24 protein-coding genes are annotated in these 26,866 nt (G+C 73.3%); 19 read left to right on the forward strand and 5 right to left on the reverse strand.

All coding sequences use genetic code 11. The features are described from left to right. Positions 1-125: 125 nt before the first annotated feature. On the reverse strand, positions 126-854 hold the full coding sequence (locus STRCI_RS31225) for a GntR family transcriptional regulator (protein WP_418953478.1): 729 nt from the start codon (positions 852-854) through the stop codon (positions 126-128). 45 nt (positions 855-899) lie between these two features. Here STRCI_RS31225 and STRCI_RS31230 point away from each other — a divergent pair, with 45 nt between their 5' ends. The 6 genes from STRCI_RS31230 to STRCI_RS31255 all read left to right on the forward strand — a co-directional run bounded on the left by STRCI_RS31230 (position 900) and on the right by STRCI_RS31255 (position 7,523). After that, positions 900-1,916: a phytanoyl-CoA dioxygenase family protein gene (locus STRCI_RS31230; protein ID WP_269662287.1), complete on the forward strand. Its 1,017-nt coding sequence runs from the start codon at positions 900-902 to the stop codon at positions 1,914-1,916. Positions 1,917-1,966: 50 nt separating this feature from the next. Continuing rightward, positions 1,967-3,232, forward strand: coding sequence for a DUF6271 family protein (locus STRCI_RS31235; protein ID WP_269664694.1), 1,266 nt, complete (start codon positions 1,967-1,969; stop codon positions 3,230-3,232). After that, a complete protein-coding gene (locus tag STRCI_RS31240; RefSeq protein ID WP_269662288.1) occupies positions 3,229-4,404 on the forward strand; it encodes a type III PLP-dependent enzyme in 1,176 nt (391 codons plus the stop codon). Before STRCI_RS31235 ends, STRCI_RS31240 begins: the two co-directional genes overlap by 4 nt. A gap of 4 nt (positions 4,405-4,408) precedes the next feature. Continuing rightward, a complete protein-coding gene (locus STRCI_RS31245; protein WP_269662289.1) occupies positions 4,409-4,975 on the forward strand; it encodes a GNAT family N-acetyltransferase in 567 nt (188 codons plus the stop codon). Beyond that, positions 4,950-6,176: an MFS transporter gene (locus tag STRCI_RS31250; RefSeq protein WP_269662290.1), complete on the forward strand. Its 1,227-nt coding sequence runs from the start codon at positions 4,950-4,952 to the stop codon at positions 6,174-6,176. The genes STRCI_RS31245 and STRCI_RS31250 overlap by 26 nt, the downstream gene beginning before the upstream one ends. 141 nt (positions 6,177-6,317) lie before the next feature. Then, complete coding sequence (locus tag STRCI_RS31255; protein WP_269662291.1) at positions 6,318-7,523, forward strand: PP2C family protein-serine/threonine phosphatase; 1,206 nt, start codon at positions 6,318-6,320, stop codon at positions 7,521-7,523. A 13-nt stretch (positions 7,524-7,536) separates the two neighbouring features. On the opposite strand, the gene STRCI_RS31260 is transcribed toward STRCI_RS31255, so the two are convergent. The 3 genes from STRCI_RS31260 to STRCI_RS31270 form a co-directional block, all read right to left on the reverse strand. Next, a complete protein-coding gene (locus STRCI_RS31260; RefSeq protein ID WP_269662292.1) occupies positions 7,537-8,091 on the reverse strand; it encodes a hypothetical protein in 555 nt (184 codons plus the stop codon). Positions 8,092-8,164: 73 nt separating this feature from the next. Next, complete coding sequence (locus STRCI_RS31265) at positions 8,165-9,151, reverse strand: lysylphosphatidylglycerol synthase transmembrane domain-containing protein (RefSeq protein ID WP_269662293.1); 987 nt, start codon at positions 9,149-9,151, stop codon at positions 8,165-8,167. Positions 9,152-9,397: 246 nt separating this feature from the next. Continuing rightward, positions 9,398-10,183: an SAM-dependent methyltransferase gene (locus STRCI_RS31270; RefSeq protein WP_269664695.1), complete on the reverse strand. Its 786-nt coding sequence runs from the start codon at positions 10,181-10,183 to the stop codon at positions 9,398-9,400. A 286-nt stretch (positions 10,184-10,469) separates the two neighbouring features. Between STRCI_RS31270 and STRCI_RS31275 the strand changes: the two genes are divergently transcribed. Beyond that, a complete protein-coding gene (locus tag STRCI_RS31275; RefSeq protein WP_269662294.1) occupies positions 10,470-11,051 on the forward strand; it encodes an Rv1733c family protein in 582 nt (193 codons plus the stop codon). A 130-nt stretch (positions 11,052-11,181) separates the two neighbouring features. Next, positions 11,182-12,243, forward strand: a complete 1,062-nt coding sequence (locus STRCI_RS31280) for a PucR family transcriptional regulator (protein ID WP_269662295.1) — start codon at positions 11,182-11,184, stop codon at positions 12,241-12,243. 6 nt (positions 12,244-12,249) lie between these two features. Here STRCI_RS31280 and STRCI_RS31285 read toward each other — a convergent pair whose 3' ends face one another. Continuing rightward, positions 12,250-13,002: a DUF4142 domain-containing protein gene (locus tag STRCI_RS31285; RefSeq protein WP_269662296.1), complete on the reverse strand. Its 753-nt coding sequence runs from the start codon at positions 13,000-13,002 to the stop codon at positions 12,250-12,252. 186 nt (positions 13,003-13,188) lie between these two features. On the opposite strand from STRCI_RS31285, the gene STRCI_RS31290 reads away from it, so the two are divergent. From STRCI_RS31290 to STRCI_RS31340, 11 genes are read left to right on the forward strand one after another with little or no spacing between them, the layout of a single operon-like run. Next, a complete protein-coding gene (locus STRCI_RS31290) occupies positions 13,189-14,445 on the forward strand; it encodes an ATP-grasp domain-containing protein (RefSeq protein ID WP_269662297.1) in 1,257 nt (418 codons plus the stop codon). Beyond that, on the forward strand, positions 14,442-15,254 hold the full coding sequence (locus STRCI_RS31295; protein ID WP_269662298.1) for a Rossmann-like domain-containing protein: 813 nt from the start codon (positions 14,442-14,444) through the stop codon (positions 15,252-15,254). Before STRCI_RS31290 ends, STRCI_RS31295 begins: the two co-directional genes overlap by 4 nt. Then, positions 15,251-16,321: a PLP-dependent cysteine synthase family protein gene (locus STRCI_RS31300; protein ID WP_269662299.1), complete on the forward strand. Its 1,071-nt coding sequence runs from the start codon at positions 15,251-15,253 to the stop codon at positions 16,319-16,321. The genes STRCI_RS31295 and STRCI_RS31300 overlap by 4 nt, the downstream gene beginning before the upstream one ends. Beyond that, the gene (locus tag STRCI_RS31305) at positions 16,318-17,358 is read left to right on the forward strand and encodes a mandelate racemase/muconate lactonizing enzyme family protein (protein WP_269662300.1); all 1,041 of its coding nucleotides are present in this window, start codon (positions 16,318-16,320) and stop codon (positions 17,356-17,358) included. The genes STRCI_RS31300 and STRCI_RS31305 overlap by 4 nt, the downstream gene beginning before the upstream one ends. Next, positions 17,342-18,538 carry an MFS transporter gene (locus STRCI_RS31310; protein WP_269662301.1) on the forward strand — a complete coding sequence of 399 codons (1,197 nt, stop codon included), beginning with the start codon at positions 17,342-17,344 and terminating at the stop codon, positions 18,536-18,538. The genes STRCI_RS31305 and STRCI_RS31310 overlap by 17 nt, the downstream gene beginning before the upstream one ends. Beyond that, entirely contained in the window at positions 18,535-19,323 is a 789-nt protein-coding gene (locus STRCI_RS31315; protein ID WP_269662302.1) for a class I SAM-dependent DNA methyltransferase, read from the forward strand. The genes STRCI_RS31310 and STRCI_RS31315 overlap by 4 nt, the downstream gene beginning before the upstream one ends. 19 nt (positions 19,324-19,342) lie before the next feature. After that, complete coding sequence (locus tag STRCI_RS31320) at positions 19,343-20,899, forward strand: ABC transporter substrate-binding protein (RefSeq protein ID WP_269662303.1); 1,557 nt, start codon at positions 19,343-19,345, stop codon at positions 20,897-20,899. After that, on the forward strand, positions 20,896-21,849 hold the full coding sequence (locus tag STRCI_RS31325) for an ABC transporter permease (protein WP_269662304.1): 954 nt from the start codon (positions 20,896-20,898) through the stop codon (positions 21,847-21,849). Before STRCI_RS31320 ends, STRCI_RS31325 begins: the two co-directional genes overlap by 4 nt. Beyond that, positions 21,846-22,646: an ABC transporter permease gene (locus tag STRCI_RS31330; RefSeq protein WP_269662305.1), complete on the forward strand. Its 801-nt coding sequence runs from the start codon at positions 21,846-21,848 to the stop codon at positions 22,644-22,646. Before STRCI_RS31325 ends, STRCI_RS31330 begins: the two co-directional genes overlap by 4 nt. Then, positions 22,643-24,112, forward strand: coding sequence for an ABC transporter ATP-binding protein (locus STRCI_RS31335; protein WP_269662306.1), 1,470 nt, complete (start codon positions 22,643-22,645; stop codon positions 24,110-24,112). The genes STRCI_RS31330 and STRCI_RS31335 overlap by 4 nt, the downstream gene beginning before the upstream one ends. A 32-nt stretch (positions 24,113-24,144) precedes the next feature. Beyond that, positions 24,145-26,850 carry a SpoIIE family protein phosphatase gene (locus STRCI_RS31340; protein ID WP_418953393.1) on the forward strand — a complete coding sequence of 902 codons (2,706 nt, stop codon included), beginning with the start codon at positions 24,145-24,147 and terminating at the stop codon, positions 26,848-26,850. Positions 26,851-26,866 lie beyond the last annotated feature (16 nt).

Genomic DNA, 26,866 nt, shown 5'->3' on the forward strand with positions numbered 1-26,866 from the left:
GACGACTTCCGCCCGCAGCGCGGGCGTTGCCGAGAACCGGCCGCGCCGGGCCCGCGCGGGGGGCGTCCCCGTTGCCGCCGCGCCGCCCGTGCTACGGGTGGACGACGAACCCGACAACACCGGCCCTAGTCCGTCGCCCGTAGCAACGTTGTCACGAACCGGTAGCGGGCGCCGCGGTACACCGAGCGGACCCAGTCCACCGGCTCGCCGTCCGCGGTGCGCGAGTGCCGGGTCACCAGCAGCATCGGCTGGCCCACGTCGGTGTGCAGCAGCGTGGCCTCGCACGGGGTCGCCAGCGTGGTCTCGACGGTCACCTCGCCCTCCGCCGCGTGCCCCGCCCCGGGGTTGCGGTGCGTCGTCTCGACCGCCAGTGGCTCGCCGTCGGCCAGCAGCAACCGCTCGACGCGCAGCACCGGTTCGCCGACGCCGACGCCGAGCAGCCCCGACAGCTTCTCGTCCGCGGCGACCCGGCCGACGTCAAGTGTCCGCGCGCCGGGTTCGACTCCCTGGGCCCGCAGATCCTCGGCGCAGGAGTCGAGGCGCAGGGTCCCGTACACCTTCGGACGTGCCACGAACGTGCCCTTGCCGTGCACCCGGTCCAGGCGTCCCTCGCCCGCGAGTTCGCGCAGGGCCCGCCGGACGGTGGTGCGCGAGGTGCGCAGCGCGACCGCCAGCGACCGCTCCGCCGGGATCGGCGCGTCGGGCCCCAAGGTCCGTGTCAACTCCAGCAACTGCTCCTTGACGCGGTAGTACTTGGGCGCTCGCGCACCGGCATCGGTGGTCATGCTCCTGCCTTCCGGCCGCTCGGCGGACTCCGTTATAGCCCCGGATACCCCTCCTTGGTCTAGTCCAATACTCGGCCATTCGGCCGCAGCACAAACGAGCCTGGAGCACCAGCCATGCCCATCCCTGACCAGCGTCTGCACCGGGCGGCATCGACCCGCCCCTACTTCAGCGCCGACGGCGAGACCTACCTCACCCCCACCCCCCTGCGCCGGATCGAGAAGTCCCGCCCCCTGCGCGTGCTCTCCGCGGAGGACTTCGCCTGCTGGCAGACGTACGGCTATGTCGTCGTCCGCGAGGCGATCTCCCCCGAGGCCGCGCGCGGCCTGCTGGAGTTCGCCTGGGACTTCCAGGGCCTCGACCCCGAGCGCCCCGAAACCTGGTACGAGGAGCGGGAGTTCCGCTCCGACCTGGACCGCGACCTGTTCGTCTACGGCTTCGTCGAGGCGTACCACCACCAGCTCATCTGGGACAGCCGCCAGAACCAGCGGGTCTACGACGCGTTCGTCGACATCTGGGACTGCGAGGAGCTGTGGACCACGCTGGACCGGCTGAACCTCAACCCGCCCAACATCAAGAACCGTTCGCGCTCCCTGATCGAACCCACCGAGCAGGGCTTCGACATCGAGCTGCACTGGGACGTCGACACCACCCTGGAAGTACTGCCCCAGCGCGTCCAGGGCATCATCGCGCTCAACGACACCGAGCCCGAACTGGGCGGGTTCCAGTGCTGCCCGGAGCTGTTCCGGCAGTTCGACCGGTGGCGGGTGGAGCAGCCCGAGGGCCGTGACCCCATCCGGCCCGCCGTCGACCGCCGGGAGTTCCCCCTGGTGCGGCCCGACCTCCGGGCCGGCGACCTGCTGATCTTCAACGGGCTGCTGGCGCACGGTGTGGCCCCCAACTCCGGCAGCGGCGCCCGCGCGGTCCAGTACCTCTCGATGATGCCCGCCCTGGAGGAACACGAGGAGCTGAGGCGCTCACGCGTCGACTCCTGGCGCACCCTCGGCACCCCCGACTGGAACGGCACCCTGCTCGGCGACGCGGTCCGGCCCGAGTCCCTCCGCTACGGCGCCGCCGACCTGACCGGCCTGGGCCGCAAGGTACTGGGCCTGGACTCCTGGGACGCCCGGTGAACGGGCACCGCGTCTGTCTGGTCCTGCCCACCAACCGGGCCTGCTCCCCGATGATCTCGGCGATCGGCGCGGAAGCGGCCCACGCGGTCCGGCACTTCGGCGTCGAGGTGCACCTGCTGATCCTCGACTCCTGCGACGAGCGGACGTTCGCCGAACACGCCCGGACCGTCGCCGCCCTCGCCCCGCACCCGCGCATCACCGTCCACCACCTCGACGAGACCCGGCAGCGGGACTTCCTGCGCACCGTCATCGACCGCGCCCGCGTCCCCAAGCCGGACCTGATGCTCGACCTGATGCTCCCGCCCGAGGTCTCCTACGGCGCCTGCACCAACCGCGCCTTCCTGATCGCCGCCGCCCTCGGCTGCCGCTCGGTGCACCGCCGCGACTCGGACTCCCGCTACCAGACCAAGGACGGCGCCCCGGTCTTCCCCGTCCACCCCGAACTGACCGCACTGGGCAGGCGGGCCGTCGAGGTCTCGGCCGAGGTGTCGGAGACGGACCTGGATCCGGCGTACCGCGAACGCCCCGTCTCGATGGCGGGCGGCTCCTTCATCGGCGAACTCTCCGTGGACATCGCCGAGATGCGCCGGCTCGACCCGAGGGTCTATGACAACGTCGTCAGCCTGTGGGCGCCCGGCCACTGGACCGCGGAGCGGAAGCGGGCGCTGGCCGCGGAGTCCTTCACCGGCGCCGGAACCGCCCCGTACAGCGAGGACCGCACCAAGCTGGCCCTGGTCGACCCGATGCGGGTCGACATGTGCAACATCGGCTTCGCCCACCGGGTGTACGAGCGGATGCCGCTGCCGCCCGCCCGGAACACCATCGGCAGCGACTACTTCCACATCCACCTGGTGCACGACGCCACCCTCCCCGGCGTCCTGCACAACCGCCACATCGAGAACTTCCACACCCCGGAGCGCCGCACGGACACCGGCTTCGCCGCCTACCAGACACGCTTCGTGAAGTTCCTGCTGTCCATGCTCTACTTCAACTTCGTCTACGACCGGATGGCCGCGGCCGGAGCCGCCCTCCTCGACCACCGGCAGGAGATCCGCGCCGACGCGGTCGCCGCCCTCCTGCGCGAGAGCACCGGACTGGACCGCACCGAGAACGAGGGGCGCCTGGACCAGGTCGACCGTGCCTATCGCCTACTGGGCGGCAGATACGCCGAGTTCGCCGAGGCGCTGGTGCCACGCCGGGCGCGGCTGCTCGACGAGGCCCGGCAGGACATCGAGGACTTCGCGCTGCTGACCGAGTCCTGGGCGCCTCTCGTGGGGGCGAGCCGGGACACCGGACTGCCGGGAGCGACCCGGTGAGCGGGCGGCTGAGCCCCCGGCTGCGCGCGGCGCTGGCCGCCGCCACCGACGACCGGGTCGTGTACGACCTCGTCGGCGTCGAGGCCCAGTACGACGCACTGCTGCGGGAGTTGCCCGGCCTCGACGTCCGCTTCGCCGTCAAGGCCTGCCCGGTCGACGAGGTGCTCACCTGCCTCGCCGACCGGGGCGCGGGCTTCGACGCGGCGAGCCCGGGCGAGATCGCGCTGGCGCTGCGCACCGGGGTGCCGGTGGACCGGATCCACTACGGCAACACCGTCAAGTCCGACACCGACATCGCCGAGGCTCACCGGCTCGGCATCCGCGACTTCGCCACCGACAGCCTGGCGGACGTCACGGCGATCGCCGAACACGCCCCTGGCTCACGGGTGTTCTGCCGGCTGGCCACCGGCGGGCAGGGCGCCCTGTGGGGGCTGACCCGGAAGTTCGGCTGCTCGGCGCAGGACGCCGTACAGGTGCTTCAGGCCGCGCGGGCGGCGGGGCTGACCCCGGCCGGGCTCTCCCTGCACGTCGGCTCGCAGCAGATGACCACCGCCGCCTGGCGGCTGGCCTTCGACTCGCTGGCCGAGGCCCTGACGGCGCTGCACCGGCGCGGCATCGTCCCGGACCACGTCAACCTCGGCGGCGGACTGCCCGCGCTCGGCTACGTCGACCGGCGGGGCGGCGCCCTCGAACCCCCGCTGGACAAGATCTTCGTGGTGATCCGCGAGGGCATCGAGCGGCTCAGGGACCTCTCCCCGGCACCCTTGGCCGTAGTCATGGAGCCGGGTCGGCACCTGGTCGCCGACCACGGCGCGATCCGGGCCCATGTGTCCCGGCTGACCGAGCGCCGGCAGCCGGACGGCGAGCGGGCGCGCTGGCTCTACCTGAGCTGCGGGAAGTTCAACGGCCTGTACGAGATGGACCAGTTGGGCTACCGCCTGGTCTTCCCCACCCACAGCGCGGAGTACGTGCCCGCCGTCGTCGCCGGTCCCACCTGCGACAGTGACGACGCCTACCCGAGCGAGCACCCCCGGGTGCGGGTGCCCGGAGCGGCGGCCTCGGGCGACCCGGTGTGGGTGCTGTCCGCCGGGGCGTACGCCATCAGCTATCTGACCCAGGGCTTCAACGGATTCCGCCCGCTGCCGCACAGCACGATCCGCGGAGAGGTCTGAGCCGATGGACCACCACCTGCGCATCCGGGCCGTCGCCGCCGCCGACTGGCCCGGTGTGGCGGCCCTCGAAGCCACCGCCTACGGAGACAGCTCCCTGCTGGAGGGCCGGGCCGCCCTGGAATCGCGCGGCCGGGCCTCGCCCAGCACCTGTCTCGTCCTGCACCTCGACGGGCAACTCGCGGGCTATGTCCTCGCGTTGCCCTACCCGGCCTTCCGCTACCCCGATCTGAGCCGCCCGGAGCGGACCGTCTTCCGCTCGCCCAACCTCCATCTGCACGACCTCGTCGTCGCCGAGCCGCTGCGCGGCCAAGGGCTGGGCAGCCGGTTGCTGCACCGGCTCACCGCCACGGCCGGGGCCCTGCGCTACCGGCGGATCTCGCTGGTCGCCGTCGGCGGGATGGAGACCTTCTGGACGGCCCACGGCTATCTGACCCACCGCGAGGTCGAACTCCCCGCGAGCTACGGCGAGAACGCGGTCTACATGTCGACGGCACTCCGCGACGCTCACGCGGGTGCCGAAGCAACGATGCGCAGAAAGCAGGCTGATGACCGTGTTCCGCGTCCCTGGTGAGTTCCGCCGCGCCCAGTCGGCGATAGCGGCACTCTTCTGTCTCCTCGGCTTCCAGTACGCCACCTGGGCCGCCCGGCTCCCCGCCCTGAAGACCCGGCTCGACCTGACCGAGGAGGAGCTCGGGCTGCTGCTCATGGCCTGCGGCGCGGGCGCCGCCGCCTCCTTCCCGCTGGTCGCGGTGCTGATGCGCCGGCTCGGCTCGCGGCGCCTCGCCTTCGTCTCCGCCCTGTGCCTCGGGGCCCTTCTGATGGCGCTGTCCGTGGCCCCGAACTACCCGGTCGCGCTGCTGGTCATCTGCCTGGACGGAGTCGCCGTCGGCTGCCTCAACGTCGCCATGAACGCGCAGGGCGCCGCACTGGAGGCCCGCTACCAGCGCGCCGCCATGTCCCAGCTGCACGCCACCTTCAGCGCGGGCTCCCTCGCCGCCGCGCTGCTGGCCTCCGGCACCAACCTGGTGACCTCCGCCGTCACCGCCCACTTCACGGTGGCCACCGTCCTGCTGGTCCTCCTCCTCGCCTACGCCCAGCCCCGGCTGCTGACCGACGAGGAGCCCCGGCCGCGGGAGGCGAAGAAGAAGGAGCGCCGCCGAGGACTCGCCCTGCCGTCGGCGCTGACGCTGTGGATGGGCTGCGCCATGGCCTTCGGCACCGTGACCGAGGGCGCCATGAACGACTGGTCGGCGCTCTATCTGGAGGACGTCGTCAAGGCGCCGGAGCATCTGGTGCCGATGGGCATCGCCGTCGTCTCGGTGGTGATGGTGCTGGCCCGGCTCATGGCCGACGGCTGGCGCGAACGCTGGGGCGACGCCCTGATCGTCCGCCTCGGCAGCGCCCTCGCCGGCACTGGACTCGCCCTCGCCCTGCTGGTCGGCGGGGTGCTGCCCACCCTGCTGGGCTTCGCCTGCGTCGGTCTCGGGGTCGCGGCTGTCACCCCGTGCGTCTACGTCGCCGCCGCGGCGCGCGGCCCGGAGGCCCTGGCGCTGGTCGCGGCGATGGGCACCACGGGGCTGCTCGCGGGACCGGCCCTCATCGGCTTCGTCGCCGGTGCCACCAGCCTGGTGTGGGGCATGGCCGTCGTCGCGGCCTCCGCCCTGGCCGTGTCCCTGTGCGCGACCCGGATCCGCTGGACCACGCCCGACGCCGCACCGGTGGCCGCGGCGAAGCAGGGCGTTGCGGCGGAGCAGGGGGTCGCGGCGGACTAGGGCGTCGGGGCGGATCAGGGCGTCGGGGCGGATCAGGGCGTCGCGCCCGGCCGTCCCGACACTCTCGAACGTACAGGCGTTCGAGATGAGGAAACCTGGTCGTCACCTGTTCCGGTTCGGCGTGCTTTTACTGTTGTAGTTGTGGCGCGATCGTTCGAGTCGTTTCAGAGTCCGGCGACGGCCGATCAGGCCGACGCCGCCGGGTCGGTCCCGTGGGGCGCCGGTGGCTCCCCGCTGAGCGCCCTGCGCGCGGCCGCCGCCCGGATCGGCACCACCCTGGACGAGGACACCACCCGCGCGGAGCTGACCCAGGAGGCCGCCGCCCAGGTCGGCGCCGCCGTGGCGGTGCTGCGCTCGCCGGGCGAGCCCGGCGCCGAGTACGAGGCCGTCCGCGGCAACCCCGCGATACTCCCCGACGCCGGCTGGGTCGGCGAGATCACCGGCAAGGCGGCCGTACGCCTCACCTCCGGCGGCTCCCGGCCCGCCCTGTGCGTACCGGTCGCCGTCCACAGCCACCGGTACGGCCTGCTGGTCTGCTCCCGGGAGGGGGCGCCCTTCAGCCAGGCGGAAGAAGAGCTGCTCATGTTCCTGGCCGAGCGGGCCGCCGCCGAGATCCGGCACGCCCGGGAGCACGACGCGGTCGCCGGCATCGTCGGCAGGCTCCAGCGGGCCCTGCTCGCCGAGCCCGGCCGCCCGCACCCCAATCTCGACGTCGCCATCCGCTATCTGCCCGTCGGACAGCGCGCCCTGGTGGGCGGCGACTGGTGCGAGACAGTACGGCTGCACTTCGGCCGTACGCTGCTGGTCGTCGGCGATGTCATGGGGCACGGCCTGGACGCCGCCGTCGACATGACCGCCTACCGTTCCGCCCTGCGCTACATCGCCTCCGCCGACCTGCCGCCGCACCGCGTGCTGCGCCAGCTCGACGACCTCGCCTCGGCCGAGCCCGAGCGCCGCCCGGCCACCTGCCTCATCGCCCGCGTGGACCCGGTGCGCGGACAGGTCACCCTGGCCAGCGCCGGTCACCTCCCGCCCGCTGTGATCGACGGATCGGGCCGGGTCTCCCTGCTCCCGGTACCGGTCGGCCCGCCCCTGGGGACCGGCCTCGGCGGCTACCAGGCCGCCACCTACCCGCTCGACCCCTCCCAGGCGCTGATGCTCTTCACCGACGGACTCGTGGAGCGCCGCGGCGAGGACATCGACCACTCACTGAACCGGCTGGCCCGGCTCAGCTTCTCCGCCGCCACCGGAGTCCAGGACGTCCTCGACCTCGCGCTCGCCCGGCTGGACGCCCGGCACGCCGAGGACGACGTCGCGCTGCTGGCCGCCCGGCTCCACCAGCGCTGACCGGCTCCGGGCCTCAGTGCCCGACGGGCGGTGTCATACAACCCGTCTCCAGGTACGGCCCGTTGGCCTGCACGCCGTAGTTGGACTTCTGGACGAACGCCGTGACACAGGCGTCGCGGTGGACCCGCAGCCCGACCATCGCGCCCTCCGGGACGACGTACTCACCGTCCTGGTACCGCGAGCGCATCGCCTCGACGGCAAGGCCGCCGTCCCCTTCCGCGTAGCCGAGCCCGAGCAGCGCCGCCCGCACCGAACCGGGATCCCACTTCCCCTGCTTCCACAGCTTCTTGAGCACCGGCTCGATGCGCTCGGCCTCCCGCTGGGCGTCCTTCTCGTGCGCCGGGGACATCTCGCGGGGCTGACGGTGGGCGTTGTTCTCGTTGTAGTGCGGCGCTCCGTCGTTCGCCCCCGGCTCCACGTACGGGGACGCGCCCGGCGGGCGCGCGGCGGCACCGTCCTGCGCGTCGGCGGGCCGCGGTTCACCGCAGCCGGTCAGGGCCAGGGAGCCGGCCAGGGCAAGACCGGCCGCGGCAAGACGCGTGCGCCGGACGGGGGTTGAGAGGGGCATGCGGCGATTGTGCCCGGCGGGCGCGCGCACCGGATGAGTACGCGTACTCAGAGGATCCCCTGCCGGACCCGCCTCAGAGCACCTTGCGATGGACCAGCGCCGACAGCACCAGCACCCCCGGCACCAGCGGCAGCCACACCGTCAGCACGCGATAGCCGATCACGGTCGCCGTCGCCGGTCCCAGCGAGGCGCCGAGGGCGACCAGCGTGAAGACCAGCGCCGCGTCCACCGGGCCGATCCCGCCCGGGGCGGGCACCGCGCCGACGGCGGTACTGGCGGCGAGGAACGCGAACAGCATCTGCGTCCACGACAGCGGCAGCCCCAGCGAGGCCCCGACGGAGGCGACCACGCCGGCCTGGAGCAGCGGGGTGACGGCCGCCCCGCCCCACAGCGCCAGCACCCGGCTCGGCCGGGTGTGCAGCAGCCGGGCGTCGGTGAGGGCGGTCCGCAGGAACCCGGCACAGCCGCGGCGCACCGGCCCCACGAGGGCCAGGACCAGGCCCAGCGTGGCGAGTACGGCCGTCGCGCCCACGGCGACCGGCAGCAGCGTTCCGCCGTCCGGGACGAGTCCCTCCAGCCGGATCAGCCCCGGCGCCGCCACCAGCAGGCCGAGCAGTACGAGCGTCTTCGCGACCGGCTTGACCAGCGAGTACAGGGCGAGCGAGGCGGCCGCCCGGGGCAGCGGTATGCCCTGGCCCTGAAGGAACCGCAGGGTCACGGCATGGGCGCCGAGACCCGCCGGGAGCACATGGTTCGCGGCGCCCGCGGCGAACTGCGAGGCGAGCAGCGGCAGGGGCGGCAGCCGCTCCGGGATCGCCCCCTGCCGGACCACGGCGGCGGCCACCCAGGTCAGACAGGTGAAGGCGACCCCGGCCGGCAGCCACCGTGGATCGGCGGCGGCGAGCCGGGCGGCACCGTCGTAGACACCGCGCCAGTCGGCCGCCACCCAGCCGCCGATCAGCAGCAGCGGCAGGACGGTCAGCACCGGGCGGGCGACGCGGGCGAGGGAGGGGGAGTACCGGCGGGCGGGGGCGGCGGCGGGGAGCGGGAGAAGGGACATGGCGCACGTCGTCCTTCCGCGTCACGCCCACGGGGCGCAGGGCGGACGGCATCACAAGGCGGAGCAGTGGGGACGAGCGAAAGATGCCCGCTGGATGTGACGCGGCGGAGTCCGGAAACCGACGGCCCACCGAAGAAACGGGTGAGGACCTGGACCACGGCGTTCGAGTCCCGGGTGGTGAAGGAGCCGGGAGGGGGGCCGTTCCGCGCCTGCGGAACGGCCCCCCTCAGCGGTGATCGCGGGCGATCAGGCCTTGCGGCCCACCCCGCAGTAGGCGTCCACGGAGACGCCCTGCGGGCCGGTCCCGTCCGGGCGCCACTCGGTCACCTGGACGACACCCGGCTCGACCAGGTCGAGGCCGTCGAAGAAGGCGCCGATCTCCTCGACGCTGCGCACGTAGTACGGCACCGCGCCGCTCGCGTTGTAGGCCTCCGACGCGGCGATCATGCCCTCGCTGGTGGCGGTGGAGTCGCTGATCACCAGGTAGCTGCCCGACGGCAGGCCCGCCATCAGCCGCTGCACCAGGTCGCGGGCCGCGGAGTGCTCGGCGACATGGCCCAGGGTGTTGAGGATCATCAGCGCGACCGGCTGGGAGAGGTCCAGGGTCTCCGCCGCCGCCTCCAGAACGGACTTGGGGTCGTACAGGTCGGCGTCCAGATAGGCGGTCCTGCCCTCCGGAGTGCTGGTGAGCAGGGCGTTCGCGTGGGCCAGCACGATGGGGTCGTTGTCGACGTAGACGATCCGGGCGTCCGGGGCGACGCGCTGGGCGACCTCATGGGTGTTGTCGGCGGTGGGCAGACCGGTGCCGATGTCCAGGAACTGCCGGATGCCCTGCTCGACGGCGAGGTGGCGGACGGCCCGGCCCAGGAAGTGCCTGCTGGTGACGGCCACGTCGACCAGTCCGGGGAAGATCTCCTTGATGTGGTCGCCGATCTCGCGGTCGACCTCGTAGTTGTCCTTGCCGCCGACGAAGTAGTTCCAGAAGCGCGCCGAGTGCGGCTTCGTCGTGTCGATGCGGGCGCGTATCTCCATCGACGCGCGGATCTGGGGATCGACGTCCGACACGGTGCGGCCTCCTGCTGTGGCTTCGTTGATCAGGTGAGCGTGATCGGGTGAGGGTGATCAGGCGGTGCCCAACTTAGGCGAACTGACTTTCTCCGCACGCCCCTTGGGCAGGAAGCGCCCCGCGGACAGTCGATTTTCGGCCACATCGGTTCACATGTCGACGCAGGCGGTCGGAAACCCGGCGAGAGCGACATCCGGCGGACGGGGGCACACTGGGAATGTCCTGTCGGTGCTCTCCAGGGGGTGTCGGCCGATGGATGAAGCACGGTCCGAACAGGTACGGATGTGGCGGTGGCGGCGCAGCCCGCTGAGACGGCGCTGCGATCTCGTCGAGGCCTGGGTGGTGCTCGCCGGATGGGTGCTCGCCCTGGTGGGCGGGGTGCTGGCGGGCCTGGTCGCGGTCGGCGCGGTGGAGCGGGCCGCCGAGGAGCAGCGCGTCCGGAGCCGGCAGGTGTCGGCGGTGCTGGTGGAGGACACGGCCGGCAAGACGCCCGCCCGGGTACCGGCCGACTACCGGGTGTGGGCCACGGTGCGCTGGACCGGCCCCGACGGACGGACCCACACCGACGACGCGCGCGTCCCGCCGAAGATCAAGGCCGGGGCCACGATCCGGGTCTGGACCGACGGCCACGACCAGATCACGGCCGCGCCGCTGAGCGCCGGCGAGACCACCCTGCACGCCGTCTCGGGCGGCACGCTGGCCGCCCTGTGCGCCGCCGGGACCGTCCTCGGCACGGTCTGGGTCGTCCGGCAGCTGATGGAGCGCCGACGTCTCGCGCAGTGGGCCGTGGAATGGGAGCGCATCGACACCCGCAACGGCTGGAAGACCGGCTGACCTCGACGCCCTCCGCCAACGACCCCGTCCGCGCCGTACCCCCTGCGCGCCCCATGCGATAGAAAGTCGTCAGAAAACAACGCAAGCGCACGCGGGCTGCGCAGCGTTGTGGCGAGGAGGGGGAACGGGCATGGCGGGGCCGGACGGATTCGAGGAGTACCTCACGGGTTACTCCGGCATCCTCGCCGACGCCTCCGCCACCGGCCGCCGGCTCACCCGCGCGGAGCGCGACTCCCGCCGTTCCCTGGGCGAGCGGGCCGCCGAGGCCGGGCTCGGCCTGCGGGCCCTCGTCGCCGCGCACCTGGCCGAGACCCGCGCCCACTGGCCCACCGGCACCGACGTCTCGGCGGACGCCGTCCTGGCCGCCGTCGCACAGGCGGTGGACGCCTTCGCCGAGGGGTACGAGCGCGCCCAGCGGGACGCTGTACGGCAGGAGGAGGCCGCCCGCCGGGAGTTCGTGGACGATCTGCTGTACGGCCGCAGCGACCTCGGTCTGCTGGCGCAGCGCGCGGAGCGGTACGGGCTGCGGCTGTCGCACGCACACGCCGTCGCCGTGGCCCGCGGCCGGACCGCCTACGACGACGGCGACCCCGTCCCGCGCGAGGTGGAGCGCGCGCTGATCGGCCGGTTCGGGGACCGCAGCATCCTGCTCACCACCAAGGACGGCCGACTGGTCTGCATCGCCCCCGGCGATCAGGCCGAGGTGCTCGCCCACTTCGCCAAGCACGCGCACGCCGCCACCGACGGCGGCCAGGTGGCGCTCGGCCGCGCGCACCCCGGCCCGCTCGGCGTCGTCCAGTCCTACGAGGAGGCGCTGAACGCGCTGGACCTCGCTGAGCGCCTGGAGCTGACGGAGCCGGTGCTGCACGCCTCCGAACTGCTGGTGTACCCCGTGCTCACCCGGGACCGGCAGGCCATGGCCGACCTGGTGGCCACCGTCCTCGGCCCGCTGCGCCGGGCCCGCGGCGGCGCGCGGCCGCTGTTGGACACGCTCACCGCCTACTTCGACTCCGGCTGTGTGGCCGCGGAGGCGGCCCGCCGGCTCTCGCTCAGCGTCCGCGCGCTGACCTACCGCCTCGACCGGGTCCGCCAGCTCACCGGCGCCGACCCGGCCGACCCGGTGCAGCGGTACACCCTCCAGACCGCGGTGATCGGCGCCCGGCTGCTGGACTGGCCGGCGAAGCCCCTGTGACCCCGCTCAGCGCACCGTGCCGCTAGGGCTGGGGTTCGGCTTGGGCGAGGCGGTGTTGACGTTGAGGTCCGGCCGGGGCTTGAGGGCGAGGACCGGGGCGCCGGGCTGCGGCGGCGGCGGGGTGAGCTGCTCGTCAGGCAGCTTCGGAGGCGAGGTCTGCTGGAAGTTGACCTGGTCGTAGTTGACCAGTCCGGTCTTCTCCAGCACCGTGATGTGGTCCAGGACCGTGTCGTTGGTGAGGTCCGCGAGCTGTCGGACCAGCGTGTTCTGGGTGCTGGCCCGGATGCTGGCCACCGCCGGGAAGATCCGGCCATGGGCGACCCGCATGATGGCGACCGCGGTCGAGTCGAACTCCTTGCCGGACTTGGAGTCCACGGTCGCCACGAACTGCTGCTGCTGCGGGCTGGGCTGGTTGGGCAGGGTGATGCCGAGTTCGGGTGCGATCTTGCGGCACAGCTCGTCGAGGCCCGAGTGGCCGACGACCAGATGCGCGCCCGCCTCCTTCATCGCCGCGGAGTCCGCGCGCTGCAGGGCCATCTCGCCGATCGGGTACTCCCACAGTCCGGCCGACCGCACCTTGACCACGAAGTCGCGGTCCGCCTCGGTCAACGGCCCGTAACGGGTGTTGGCGATGATGCGGGACGTGTCGGACGAGGTGGTCTCCACTCCGAGCATCGCGGGGTACGCGAGGGCGGAGAGGGTGAGCACCAGGGCGCCGCCGACGAAGACGGTTCCCGCCGTGCTGCGCGACAAACGCATCGGACCTCCTGAGGCGAATGGCTCGGACACCAGGAGATACGGGCGTGCTCGCCGAAACAATCATCGGAGCGGGTAAAACTTCCCGACCCTTTCCGTGGCCTGCGTCACACCCACTAGATGACAATGGGAATCATTATCAGTTAACGTGTGCGGGCCGCGTTCGTCCGCACTGCGAAAAGGGGAGTTGTGGGTCATCTGCTGGTGGTCGAGAGCTGGGTCGGCTCGATGAGCAGGCTGCTGCCACGCGCGATCCGGGAAGGCGGGCACGAGTTCACGTTCCTCACCCGGGATCTGCACCACTACCTGCGCTCGGCGCCCGAGGGGACCGCGCACCCGCTGCTCGGCGCCCGTCATGTGATCACCGCCGACACCAACGACACCGAGGCCCTGCTGCCCGAGGTGGAGCGGCTGCACGGCGTGCTGGGCTTCGACGGGGTGGTCACGTCCTGCGACTACTACCTTCCGACGGCCGCCCGGCTCGCCGGACGGCTGGGCCTGCCGGGTCCGGGTCCCGAGGCGGTCGGGACCGCCTGCCGCAAGGACGCCACCCGCCGGGTTCTCGCCGCCGCCGGACTGCCGCAGCCGCGCTTCGCCGTCCACCAGGAGTGGCCCGAACTCGCCCGCGCCGCCCGGGAGATCGGCTACCCGCTGGTCGTCAAGCCGGTCGACCTGTGCGCGGGGATGTATGTGCGGCGCGTCGACGACGAAGCCCGGCTTGCCGAGGCCGTACGCGCGCTGCACGGATTCCCGGTCAACGCGCGCGGGCAGGAACGGGTGCCCCTGGTCCTCCTCGAAGAGCTGCTCGACGGCCCCGAGGTCAGCGTCGAGACCGTCTCCCACGGCGGTGCCGTGCGGGTCCTCGGAGTCACCGACAAGAGCATCGGCGGAGCGCCCGCCTTCATCGAGACCGGCCATATGTTCCCCGCCGCGCTCACCCCCGCCGAATCCGCCACGGTACGGCGGACCGCGGTGGACGCGCTCAAGGCGCTCGGCCTCACCGACGGGGTCGTCGCGCACACCGAGATCAAGCTGACCTCCGCCGGGCCACGCGTCGTCGAGGTCAACCCCCGGCCCGCCGGCAACCGCATCACCGAACTGGTCCGCCATGTCACCGGCATCGACCTCGCCGCCGCCTGCGTGGACGTCGCCCTCGGCAACGCCCCCGACCTGCGGCCCGCCGACACGGGACTGCGCAGCGCCGCCATCGGCTTCCTCGTACCGGAGCGGACGGGCACCCTCGAAGCGCTCGACGGAAGCAGCGTCACCGACGCGGAGGACGTGCTGGAGATCCAGCTCGCCGAGCCCGGGCACGCCGTGCAGGCCGCAGGCAGCAACAACGAGTACCTCGGCCATGTCATGGCGGGCGATCCCGGCGGGCTCGGCGCGCGGGACCGGGTCGAGGGGCTGCTGGCCGGGCTGCGGGCGGAGCTGGTCGTCCGATGACCTCGTACGCCCAACTCCTCGACCAGGTCCGGGCGGGCGCCCTCGGGCCCGATCCGGGCGCCCTGCGGATCGCCGTCGCCTTCACCACCCGGCAGGCCGTACGGCACGACGGGCGGGGTACCGGCTACCGCAACGAGGTGCTCAGCCTGCGCCTCGCCGAGGCCGTCGGCTCCTGTTCCGTCGAACCCGGTGCGCTGTCCGACAGCGCGCTCGACGACTGTGCCGGCGCGGATGTCGCCCGGCTGCTGGAGCATCCGCTGGAGCCGGTGCGGGTGGCCGCGCTCGACGCCTACCTGATGCACACCGCCCCGCACACCCGGGCGAGCGGCGCCGAGAGCGTCCCGCTGCCGACCGGCTCGTCGCTGGTGAAGTCCCGGGCCCGCGCACGGGCCGTCGTCGAGCTGCTCGACCTGCCCGCCGGAGCCACGGTGCTCGTCGTCGGCGTAGTCAACTCGCTGCTGGAGGAGCTGCGTTCACGCGGCCTCGGCTATGTCCCGTGCGATCTGAAGGGCGGTGCGACCGAGTGGGGGGAGCCGGTCACGCGGGACGCGCTCGGCGCCGCCGACGCCTGTGACGCGCTGTTGGTCTCCGGGATGACACTGGGCAACGGCACCTTCGAACCGCTGCGAGAACACGCGCTGCGGCACGGCAAGAAGCTGGTGATGTTCGCGCAGACCGGCAGCGCGGTGCTGCCCCGGTTCCTCGGGCACGGGGTGAGCGCGGTGTGCGCGGAGCCCTACCCCTTCTTCTGGCTCGACGGCGGACCCGGCGTGGTCCACCGGTACCGCGGTGACGGAGGCCGACGATGACCGCGACCGCCGTACGAACCACCGCGCGACGGGAGTTGCTCGACCTGGTCGGCCGTACGCCCGTCGTCCGGATCACCACCGGGCTGCCCGGCGCGCACCCCGGGTTCTGGGCCAAGCTGGAAGGGCTCGCCGCGGGCGGCATGAAGGCACGGGCCGCCGTGTCGATGCTGCTCGGCGCCCGGGACCGCGGCGAACTGGCGCCCGGCGCACCGGTGGTGGAGTCCACCTCCGGCACCCTCGGCATCGGGCTCGCCTTCGCCGGGCAGGCGCTCGGGCATCCCATCGTGCTGGTCGGCGACAGCGAACTGGAGCCGTCCATGCGGCAGTTGCTGCGCGCCCACGGCGTCCGCCTGGAACTCGCCGACCGCCCCGCCGCGCAGGGCGGCTGGCAGGCCGCACGGCTCGCCCGGCTGCGCGAACTGCTCGCCGAACTCCCCGGCGCCTACTGGCCGGACCAGTACAACAACCCGGACAACACCGCCGGATATGCCTCCCTCGCCGCCGAACTCGGCACCCAGTTGGACCACTTGGACATCCTGGTGTGCAGCGTCGGCACCGGAGGCCACAGCGCGGGCCTGATCGGCCCCCTGCGCCGCCACTGGCCCCACCTCAGGCTCATCGGCGTCGACGCCACCGGCTCCACCATCTTCGGCCAGCCCGCCGCACCCCGGCTGATGCGTGGCCTCGGCAGCAGCATCCATCCGCGCAACGTCGCCTACGACGCTTTCGACGAGGTGCACTGGGTCGGGCCCGCCGAGGCCGTCGACAGCTGCCGACGGCTCGCCCGCGGAAGCTTCGTCAGCGGCGGCTGGAGCACCGGCGCCGCCGCCCGGGTCGCCGCCTGGGCCGCCCGGGTCCACCCCGGCGCGGTCGTCGCCACCGTCTTCCCCGACGGCCCGCACCGCTACCTCGGCACCGTCTACGACGACGGCTTCGCCCTCGCCCACGGACTCGACCCGGCCGATGCGGCCACCCGGCCCGTGGAGATACCCCACCCGTACGCGGCCGAGGCCACCGGCTGGGCGCGCTGCACCCGGGTCGTCGATCCCCTGAAAGGCATGCGGTGAAGTCCCGCCTGCGCACCGTACGGCTCCGCCTCGCCGAGCCGTTGCGCATATCCCGTTCCACCATGGCCGCCCGCGACGCCGTATGGCTGACCGTCGAGCACGAGGGCCTGTCCGGCCACGGCGAGGCCGTCAGCAGCGTGTACTACGCCCTCGACGCCGACACGCTGCGACGGCTGCTCGGGGACGTCGAATGGAGCCGCTTCGCCGACCCGGAGAGTGCTTTGGAGGCGCTGCGGGAAGGGGAGGTGACGCCCGCCGGTACACCCGCGGCCGTCACCGCCGCCGTGGAGTCCGCGCTGCTGGACCTGGTCGGCAAGCGCGCCGGGGTCCCCGTCCACCGCCTCCTCGGCACCTCGGCGACCCCCGTCGCCGCCACCGCGCGGACCATCGGCATCACCGGGCCCCTGCGCGCCGCCGCCGAGGCCCGCCGACTCGCCGCCGGCGGCTTCGAGATCATCAAGGCTAAGGCGGGCGCCGCCGACCCCGAGGACGACATCGAGCGCGTCCGGGTCATCCGCGACGCGGCACCTGGCGTCCGGCTGCTCCTCGACCCCAACGGCGCCTGGACCCCGGCCCAGGCCGCCGCGCTGCTCCCGCGCTACGCCGACCTCGGCGTGGAAGCCGTGGAACAGCCCCTCGCCCCCGGCGACCCCGAGGCGCTGGGCGCCCTCGCCGAGAAGTCGCCGCTGCCCGTCATCGCTGACGAGGACGCCGTCACCCCGGCCGACGCCCGCCGCCTCGCCGGGCGGGTGCACGGCGTCAACGTCAAGCTTGCCAAGTGCGGCGGCGTCCACGCGGCCCTGCGGATCGCCGACGCTCTCGAAGGCAGCGGTACGGAACTGATGCTCGGCTGCCTCACCGCCAGCAGCCTCGGACTCGCGCCCGCCGTCCACCTCGCCGACCGCGCCCGCTGGACCGACCTCGACGGCCATCTACTGCTCGCCCACGACCCGTGGACCGGCATCGGGGGCGGCGACGGTTTCGTCCGCGCGAGCGAGCGACCGGGGCTGGGGGTGACCTGTGCGGACCTGGCATGAGATCCGCCGGTTCCCGTTCGCCGTACGCCTGTTGCTCGTCAACCAGCTCGGCGTCAACACCGGCTTCTACCTCCTCGTCCCCTATCTCGCCACCCACCTCACCGACGACCTGGGCCTGTCGGCGGCTGTCGTCGGGGTGGTCCTCGGAGTGCGCAACCTCAGTCAGCAGGGGCTGTTCGTCATCGGCGGCTCGGCCTCCGACCGGCTCGGCGCGCGGGGCGTCATCATCGCCGGATGCGCCCTGCGAACCGTCGGGTTCGGCCTGTTCGCGCTCGGTGGCTCGCTCGCCGTGCTGCTCGCCGCGTCCGTGCTCAGCGGACTGGCGGGGGCGCTGTTCAACCCGGCCGTCCGGTCGTATCTCGCCCAGGAGGCGGGGGAGCGCAGGGCGGAGGCGTTCGCGCTGTTCAACGTGTTCGCCACGACCGGCGCGCTGATCGGGCCGCTGCTGGGCAGCGCCCTGCTCCTCGTCGACTTCCGGACCTCCGCGCTGACCGCCGCCGGGATCTTCGCGGTGCTCACCGTGGCGCAGGCCCTGGTGCTGCCCGCGCGGAAGACCGAGCCGACCGGCGGCGGAGTGCGCGGCGACTGGGGTGAGGTCCTCGGCAACCGGGACTTCCTGGCCTTCGCGCTGGCCATGGTCGGCATGTTCACCCTGGAGAACCAGCTGTACCTGCTGCTCCCCGAGCGCGCCCGGCAGGCCACCGGCTGGGACGGGGCCGCGGGCCTGGTCTTCCTCGTCGGGACCATCGCCACCCTCGCCCTTCAGCTGCGGATCACTCACGGCCTCAAGTCCCGTGGTTACAGCTCCCGTTGGATAGCGGCAGGGCTGGCCGTGATGGGACTGGCCTTCCTGCCGCCCCTGATCGACAGCCCGGTCACCGTCCTGTTCGGCACCCTGCTGCTCCACCTCGGCCTCATGATCGCCTCCCCGCTCGTCATGGGACTCATCCCCCGCTTCGGCCGCCCCGAGCTGACCGGCACCTACTTCGGCGTCTTCTACGCCGTCTCCGGCATCGCGGCCGCGGCGGGCAGCGCCGGCATCGGCTGGGCCATGGACAGCGGCGGGCAACTGCCCTGGATCTGCTGTGCCGTCGTCGGTCTCGCCTCGGCCGCCGGGGTGGCCCGGCTGCACCGGCGCGGGGCGCTGCCGCGGGCTGCCGTGGAGCGGAGCCTCGTATGACCGGCCGCAACCTGCTCACCGACCAACCGGCCCTGTACGAGGCCCGCTTTCCCGACCCCGAGCGGCTTGCCGGGCGCTGGGCCGAGGACTGCCTGCGCCGCCACGGCGCCGGGCCGCGTGTCCTGGACATGGGCTGCGGCACCGGCCGGGACGCCGCCCACCTCAGTGCCGCGGGCCGCACCGTCACCGGCGCCGACCGCTCCGAGACCATGCTCGCGCACGCCCGAAGCCGTCACCCCGGGCCCACGTACCTCCGGGCCGATCTGCACGGCTTCGACTTCGGCCGGGCCGCCCACGACGCCGTTGTCTGCCTGGACAGCGCCCTGCTGTACTGCCACACCAACGCCCAGCTCGACGGCTTCCTCGCCTCCTGCCGCCGGACCCTGACCCGGGGCGGGCTGCTGGTCGCGGAGCTGCGCAACGGGGCGTACTTCCTGGGCCGCGCCGACCTGCTCGACCGGCCCGCCGAAACCGCCTTCGCCCTGGAGGGCACCGAGTACCGGTCCACGACCACCCTGTCCGTCGACCGCACCGCCCAACTCCTGTGCCGTACCCGCGTATGGACCACCGACGACGGGGCGCGACCCGTCGAACAGCACTCCGCCTGGCGGCTGCTGTTCCCGCAGGAGCTACGGCACTTCCTCGCCGCGCACGGCTTCGAGGTGCTCGAACTCCACGACGGGCCCGGCCCGCGTACCGAACCCCCTTGGCGGGACGGCCAGTTGCCCGGCGTCTCGGCCGACGCCGACCGGCTCCATCTCGTCGCCCGCCTTCGCACCGCCTAGACACCCCGAGGACAGACACATGCACGACGAGCGTTTCCCCGGCCTGCGCCGACGCGGCTTCCTCGCCGCCACGACCGGAGCCGCCGCGCTGGCCGTAGTGGGCTGCGGCAGTAGCACCGACGACAACGGCGGCAGGACCACCAAGCGGGGTGGCCGACTGCGCGCCGCCTTCGCCGGGGGCGGCGCGAGCGAGACCCTCGACCCGCATCGGGCGAACCTCTTCGCCGACGTCGCCCGCGCCAAGGCCCTCTACGACAAACTCGCCGACTACGGCGCCGACCTCTCCGCCCGGCCCCGCCTCGCCGAGAAGTGGGAGCCCAACAAGACCCTGGACCGCTGGCAGGTGACCCTCCGTCGGGCCACCTTCCACAACGGCAAGCCGGTCACCGCCGCCGACGTTCTGCACAGCTACGGCCGCATCGCCGACCCCGCGCAGGCGTTCCGCGCCAAGGCGTCCCTGGAGCCGATCGACCTCGACGCCAGCCGGGCGACGGGCGAGCGCGGCATCGAGTTCGTCCTGAAGCGGCCGACGGCCGAACTCCCCAACATCCTGGCCGCGTTCGGCGCGTACATCGTGCCCGAGGACGCCTCCGACTTCGACCGCCGGCCGATCGGGTCCGGACCGTTCCGGTTCGTCTCCTTCGCGCCCGGCCGGTCGGCGGTGTTCCGCCGCTACGAGGACTACTGGGAGGGCGCTCCCCACCTCGACGAGCTCGAAATCGTCGTGGCCAACGAGGAGTCCGCCCGCGTCAACGCGCTCCTCGGCGGACAGGTCGAGTACGCGCACGAACTGAACCCCACCACCGCCCGCGCCCACGAGGGCAAGGGGCAGATCGGGATCGTGCGGCTGCGGGGCAGCGCCATGCAGGCGTTCTGCATGAAGACCGACCGGGCCCCCTTCGACGACCCCCGGGTCCGCGAGGCGTTCTTCCTCATCGCCGACCGTCAGGAACTCGTCGACGGCGCCCTGTCCGGCGCGGGCGAGATCGGCAACGACCTGTTCGGCAAGGGATACCAGTACTACGCCGACTCCCTGCCCCAGCGCGAGCAGGACCTCGACCGGGCCAAGTCACTGCTCGAACGGGCCGGGGCGGAGCGGCTCAAGGTCACCCTCGACACCTCCGCCGTCGCCGCCGGATTCACCGAGGCCGCCGGAATCCTCCGTGACCAGGCGGCGAAGGCCGGCGTCACGATCGACGTCCGCATGGGCAGCAAGGACTCCTACTGGAGCGACATCCTCGACTCCGGCAGCCTGTGCTGCTACCGCTCCGGCGCCATGCCCATAGAGGCCCACATCTCCCAACGCCTCCTCACCGACTCCACCACCAACGCGACTCATTGGCGGCACAAGGACTTCGACGAGCTGTATCAGCAGGCCCAGTCGACGCGGGACAGGGGTGAGCGGGCGGCTGTGTACGAGCGGATGCAGCGTCGGCTGTATGCGGAGGGAGGGTTCCTGATCTGGGGGTTCGCGGACTGGATCCTGGGAACGGCCAGGAATGTGAGGGGTGTTGACGAGAAGGCGCCCGCCAACACCCTCGACTGGGCCCGCTTCGACCGGGTCTGGCTGGCGTGAGCACAAGCACCACCTTCGTCGCGAAGCGCCTGACGCTGGGTGCAGCCCAGACCGCCGCAGTAGTACTGCTGATCTTCGCTCTCACCGAGGCCCTCCCCGGCGACGCGGCAGTCGCCCTCGCCGGGGACCAGCCCGACCCCGCCCGGATCACAGGGATCCGGGAGTCCCTGAACCTGGACCGCCCCGCCCATGAGCGTTTCGCGGACTGGGCGGCGGCCCTCCTCCACGGCGACCTGGGCACCTCCCTCACCTCCGGTCGCCCCGTAACCCAGTACATAACAGACGCCTTCGGACCGACCCTCCTGCTCGCCACCCTCACCCTCACCCTGCTCATCCCCATCGGCTTCGGCCTGGGCGTCCTCGCCGCCCGCCACGAGGGCCGCCCGGCGGACCGGCTGATCAGCTCCGTCACGCTCGCCGTGTACGCGGTCCCCGAGTTCGCCCTGGGCGTGCTCCTGGTCACGGTGTTCGCGCTGAAACTGGCCTGGCTGCCACCGACTGCCGTGGGCTACGGCACCGATCTGCTCGGTCACCCAACCGCCCTCGTCCTACCGGTACTCGTGCTGCTGGCCCGCCCCGTCTGCTCGCTCAGCCGACTGGTCAGGGCCGGGATGATCGACGCCCTCGCCGCGCCGTACACCGCCCACGCCCGCCGCTACGGCGTTCCCGAGCGCCGGATCCGCTGGCTGCACGCCCTGCCCAACGCCGCCGCCCCCGCCGTACAGCAGCTGGCCCGCACGGTGGACTGGCTGCTGTGCGGAGTGATCGTCGTGGAGGCCCTGTTCGTGATCCCGGGACTCGGCACCGTCCTGCTCAACGCCGTCGCCGAACGCGACGTCCCGGTCGTGCAGGGGCTCGCGGTGGTGTTCGGGGTGCTGACCGTCGTCCTCAACCTGGGCGCCGACCTCATCGCGCACCGGCTGACCCCGCGGGCGGAGGTGGCCGCATGACCCGGCGCCGCCTCGGACTCGGCGTCGCTGTTGTCGCCGTACCCCTCGGACTCGCCCTCCTCGGACCGCTGTTCGCCGGTGACCCCGGCCCCCGGGGAGTGTCCTTCGCGCTCGGCGACGGGCACTGGCTCGGCACCGACTTCGTCGGCCGGGACGTCTGGCGGCAGGTGCTGCACGGCGGCCGTACGGTCGTGGTGACCGCGATCGCCGCGACCGGCCTCGCCTATCTCGTCGCCGTGCCGGTCGGGTTGATCGCCGCGCTCACCCGACTGCGGTGGCTGGAGGAGCTGTTGATGCGGCCCCTCGACGTGCTGCTCGCCGTGCCGTCGTTGTTGCTGATCCTGCTGGTGGCTTCGGTGTTCGCGCCCGGCGCGGTGGGGCTCGCGCTGTTCGTCGCGCTGGTCAATGTGCCGGACGCGGCGCGGATCGTGCGCGCGGCGGCGGCCGGGGCGGCGGCCCGGCCCGCCGTCGAGGCGCTGCGTATGCAGGGCGAGAGCCGGTGGCGGGTCGCCGTCGGGTACGTCGGCCGCTCCGCCCTGCGCACGCTCGGCGCCGACGCCGGGATCCGGCTGACGGGTGTGCTGTACCTGGTCTCCACGGCCGCCTTCCTCGGCGTCGGCGTGGCGCCGGACGCCGCCGACTGGGCCGTCATGGTCGACCGCAACCGCACCGGACTGTTCGTCCAGCCGTGGGCCGTCGTGGTGCCCGCGCTGCTGATCGTGGCCCTGACCACGGGCACCAACCTGCTCTTCGACGCGGCGCTGGAGAAGGGCTCACCGGAGAGGCGCGACTCGTGAGTCCTGACCTGGTCGCCGAGATCCGCGAACTGCGGGTCGAGATCGACGGCCGCGCGATCGTGGACGGGGTGAATCTGCGAGTGCCGCCCGGCAGGGTGACCGCCCTGGTCGGCGCCTCCGGCAGCGGCAAGACCACCACCGGCCTCGCGCTGCTGGGGGAGTACCCGCCGGGCGCCCGGGTCACCGGCGAGGTGTGCGCGCCGGACGACGGACCCGTGGGCTACATCCCCCAGCACCCCGCCGCCGTCCTCAACCCGGTGCGCCGGGTCGGCGCCCTGCTGCACGACATCGCCCGCGCCCACGGCCGCGACCGCTCCGATCTGCGGCGCGCCCTGGCCGATGCCCAACTCCCGGACGGCGAAGCCCTGTTGCGGCGCTACCCGCACCAGCTCTCCGGCGGTCAGCAGCAGAGGTTCGTGCTCGCCCAGGCGCTCCTGCTCGGCGCCCGGGTCGTCGTCGCCGACGAACCCACCACCGGACAGGACCCGTCGACCAAGAGCCGGATCGTCGAGCGGCTCGCGGCGGTCGCGGCGCGCGGAATCGCGGTCGTCCTGCTCAGCCACGACCTCGACACTGTGCGTGCGCTCGCCGACGAGGTGCTGGTGATGCGCGCGGGCCGGGTCGTGGAGTCCGGACCGGCAGAACGGCTGTGGGCCGCGCCCCGCCACGAGTGGACACGGAAACTGCTCGAAGCCGACGCTGCCTCCATCACGGACCGGACCGGTGCCGTCGAGAAGCGGTCCGTTCTGGAGGTCCGGAACCTGACCGCCGTACACGGCCGCACCCCTGTCCTGCACGTACCCCACCTCACCCTGCGAGCAGGCGAGTGCCTCGCCGTCGTAGGGCGCTCCGGCAGCGGCAAGACCACCCTCGGCCGCTGCCTGGCAGGGCTGCACCGCGACCACGACGGCGAGATCCTGCTCGACGGAGCGGTGCTCCCGCGCAGCCTGCGACACCGGGACCGGGCCCGGCTCGCCGCCGTCCAGTACGTCTTCCAGGACGCCCGCGCCGCCTTCGACGAGCACCGGCCCGTGCTGGACCAGATCGCCCGCACTGCGGTCCGCCTGCGCGGCACCGACGGGCCCGCGGCACGGGCCGAGGCCCTGGAGGCGCTCAAGAGGCTCGGTCTCACCGGCGACCTCGCGCACCGCCGCCCCGGCGCGCTCTCCGGCGGCGAGCTCCAGCGCGCCGCGCTCGCCCGCGCCCTGCTGGCCCGGCCCCGGGTCCTGGTCTGCGACGAGATCACCTCGGGTCTCGACACCGTCACCCGGCGCGGCCTGCTCGACCTGCTCGCCGGGCTGCTCACCGACGCCGCCGGTCCGTCCCTCGTGCTGATCACCCACGACCCCGCGACCGCCCGCCTCGCACACCGCGTCGCCGTGCTGGAGGCGGGTGAGGTCGTGGAGCAGGGCCCGGCCGAGCGGGTCCTGGCGGGGGCGATGGGCCCCGTTCACGGATTGTTGTGAGGTGGGTCACAATGGGTCTAGGGTGAAACTCCTTGAGGGAAGTGAGGCCGTTGTCCGTCGCCTGGGACGACATCGGCGGACTCGTCGATGCCCACGAACGATTCCTCGCCGGAGCCCGCGTCGACTCGGACGTCCGGGATCCGGTGCTGGCCTCCTGGAAGAGATGCCGGTCCGCGGGGCTCGATCCGGACCGGCTCTACATCCCCTACGAGCCGGACGTGGCGCTCGACGAGCGGTTCACGCGCGCCGCCGGACCGGTTCTGCGCAAGCTGGCCGACTCCCTCGCCGACCTGGGCACGACCATCGCCCTCTGCGACGGACAGGGGTGGATGGTGCAGCGGCTCGGCGGCGGCCGCAACCTGCTCGACCGGCTCGACGCGGTGAGCTTCGCCCCCGGCTTCGACGTCTCGGAGGAGGCGGCGGGCACCAACGGCATCGGCACCGCGCTGATCGAACGCGCGCTCGTCCAGGTGGTCGGCCGGGAACACTTCGCCGACTGCCTCCAGCCCTTCGCCTGCGTCGGCGCCCCCGTCCGGGACCCGTTCAGCGGGCGGATCGAGGCCGTCCTGGACCTGACCTGCCTGCGCGACCAGAGCGACCCGGTCATGGTCCGGCTGGTACGGGAGGCCGCCCGGGCCATCGAGGCCCGGCTGCGGGACCAGGCCACCGAGCGGGAGCGGGCGCTGCTCGCGGCCTACCACCGGGCCGGACGGGAGCCGGGCCCCGACCAGGACGGCAGCGCCGGACTCGGCCGGATCGACCTCGCCGTGTTGCGCGAACGCGCCGAGGCACTGCTCGCCTCGCCCGACCGCACCCTCGACGAGGTGACCCTGACCGGCGGCCGGATCGCCACCCTGCTGCGCCGTACGGTCGTCAGCGCGGCCGGGGAGACCGGAGCGGTCGTCGAGGCCCGCCTCCTCGGCAGCCCCCGCACCGTCGCCCTCACCCGGCCGGCACCCCCGCCCACGGCGCTCGCCCCGCACGTCGTGAGCACGCCCCCCGGCGACGGACCTGGCGGGCGGGTGGTGCTCGTGGGGGAGCCCGGGGTCGGCCGGCTCGCCGTACTGGCCCGCCGCAGACTGGAGTTGCTGCACGAGGCCGGGGTGCGGATCGGCGCCACCCTCGATGTCACCCGCACCGCCGAGGAACTCGCCGAGGTCGTCGTCCCCCGGTTCGCCGACTTCGCCGCCGTGGACCTGCCCGACGCCGTCCTCAACGGCGAGGAGCCCGAGCCGTTCGGCACCGAGGTCCCGCTGCGCCGGGTCGCCCTGCGCAGCCGCAACGACGAGCCACGGCTGTACCACGTCGGCGACGGCTTCGCCTACGTCGCCACCACCCCGCAGGCCCGCTGCCTGGAGAGCGGCAAGGCGGTGCTGGAGCCGGTGCTGTCCGAGGCGGGCGGCTGGTTCGCACAGGATCCGGTGCGCCTTGAGCGGGTGCTCGCGGCCGGCACGCACTCCCTGATCACCGTGCCGCTGCGAGCGCGCGGCGCCACCCTCGGCGTGGTCAGCTTCTACCGCTGCGCCAACCCCGAGCCCTTCGAGGACGACGATCTCTCCCTCGCCCAGGAGCTGGGCGGACGGGCCGCGATGTGCGTCGACAACGCCCGCCGCTTCACCCGCGAGCACAACACCGCACTCGCCCTCCAGCGCAGCCTGCTGCCCCGGGGCCGCTCCGAGCAGCGCGCCGTCGAGGTCGCCTACCGCTATCTGCCCGCGCAGGCCGCGGTCGGCGGCGACTGGTTCGACGTCATCCCGCTCTCCGGCGCCCGGGTGGCCCTGGTCGTCGGCGACGTCGTCGGGCACGGGCTGCACGCCGCCGCGACGATGGGCCGGCTGCGGACGGCCGTGCACAACTTCTGCGCCCTGGACCTGCCCCCGGACGACGTCCTCACCCACCTCGACGATCTGGTGGGGCGCCTTGACCGGGGTGAGGGCTGGGCGGTCGAGAACGCGCCCTCCGAGAGCTGGAGCATCGGCGCCACCTGCCTGTTCGCCGTCTACGACCCGGTGTCCCGGCGCTGCACCCTGACCCGCGCCGGGCACCCGCTGCCCGCGGTCGTCGCCCCCGACGGCTCGGTGGACTTCGTCGACCTGCCCTCGGGACCGCCGCTCGGCCTCGGCGGCATGCCCTTCGAGACGGCGGAGCTGGAACTCGCCGAGGGCAGCCAGCTGGTGCTCTACACCGACGGACTCGTCGAGGACCGGCACCGCGACATCGACACCGGTCTCGAACGGCTCCGCGCCGTCCTCGCCCACCCGGGCCGGGCCCCCGAGGACACCTGCGAGGCCGTCCTGGACGCGCTGCTCCCGGCCCGCCCCGGCGACGACGTGGCGCTGCTGGTCGCCCGCACCCATGCCCTCGGCCCCGACCGGGTCGCCCAGTGGGACCTGCCCAGCGACCCGTCGGTCGTCTCCCGCGCCCGCGCCGCGGTGGCCAAACAGCTCGCCGCCTGGGGCCTGGACGAACTGTCCTGCACCACCCAGCTGGTCGCCAGCGAACTCTTCACCAACGCCATCCGGTACGCCACCGGCCCCGTCCAGCTGCGGCTGCTCCGCGACCGCGCCCTGATCTGCGAGGTCTCCGACGGCAGCGGCACCTCACCGCGGCTGCGCCGGGCCCGGTCCGAGGACGAGGGAGGCCGGGGGCTCTTCCTGGTCGCCCAGCTCACCGAGCGCTGGGGCACCCGCTACACCCCCCAGGGCAAGGTCATCTGGACCGAACAGCCCCTGCCGTGATCAACCGAACGGCCCT

Origin of the sequence: Streptomyces cinnabarinus (assembly GCF_027270315.1) — a bacterium.
Lineage (GTDB): Bacteria > Actinomycetota > Actinomycetes > Streptomycetales > Streptomycetaceae > Streptomyces > Streptomyces cinnabarinus.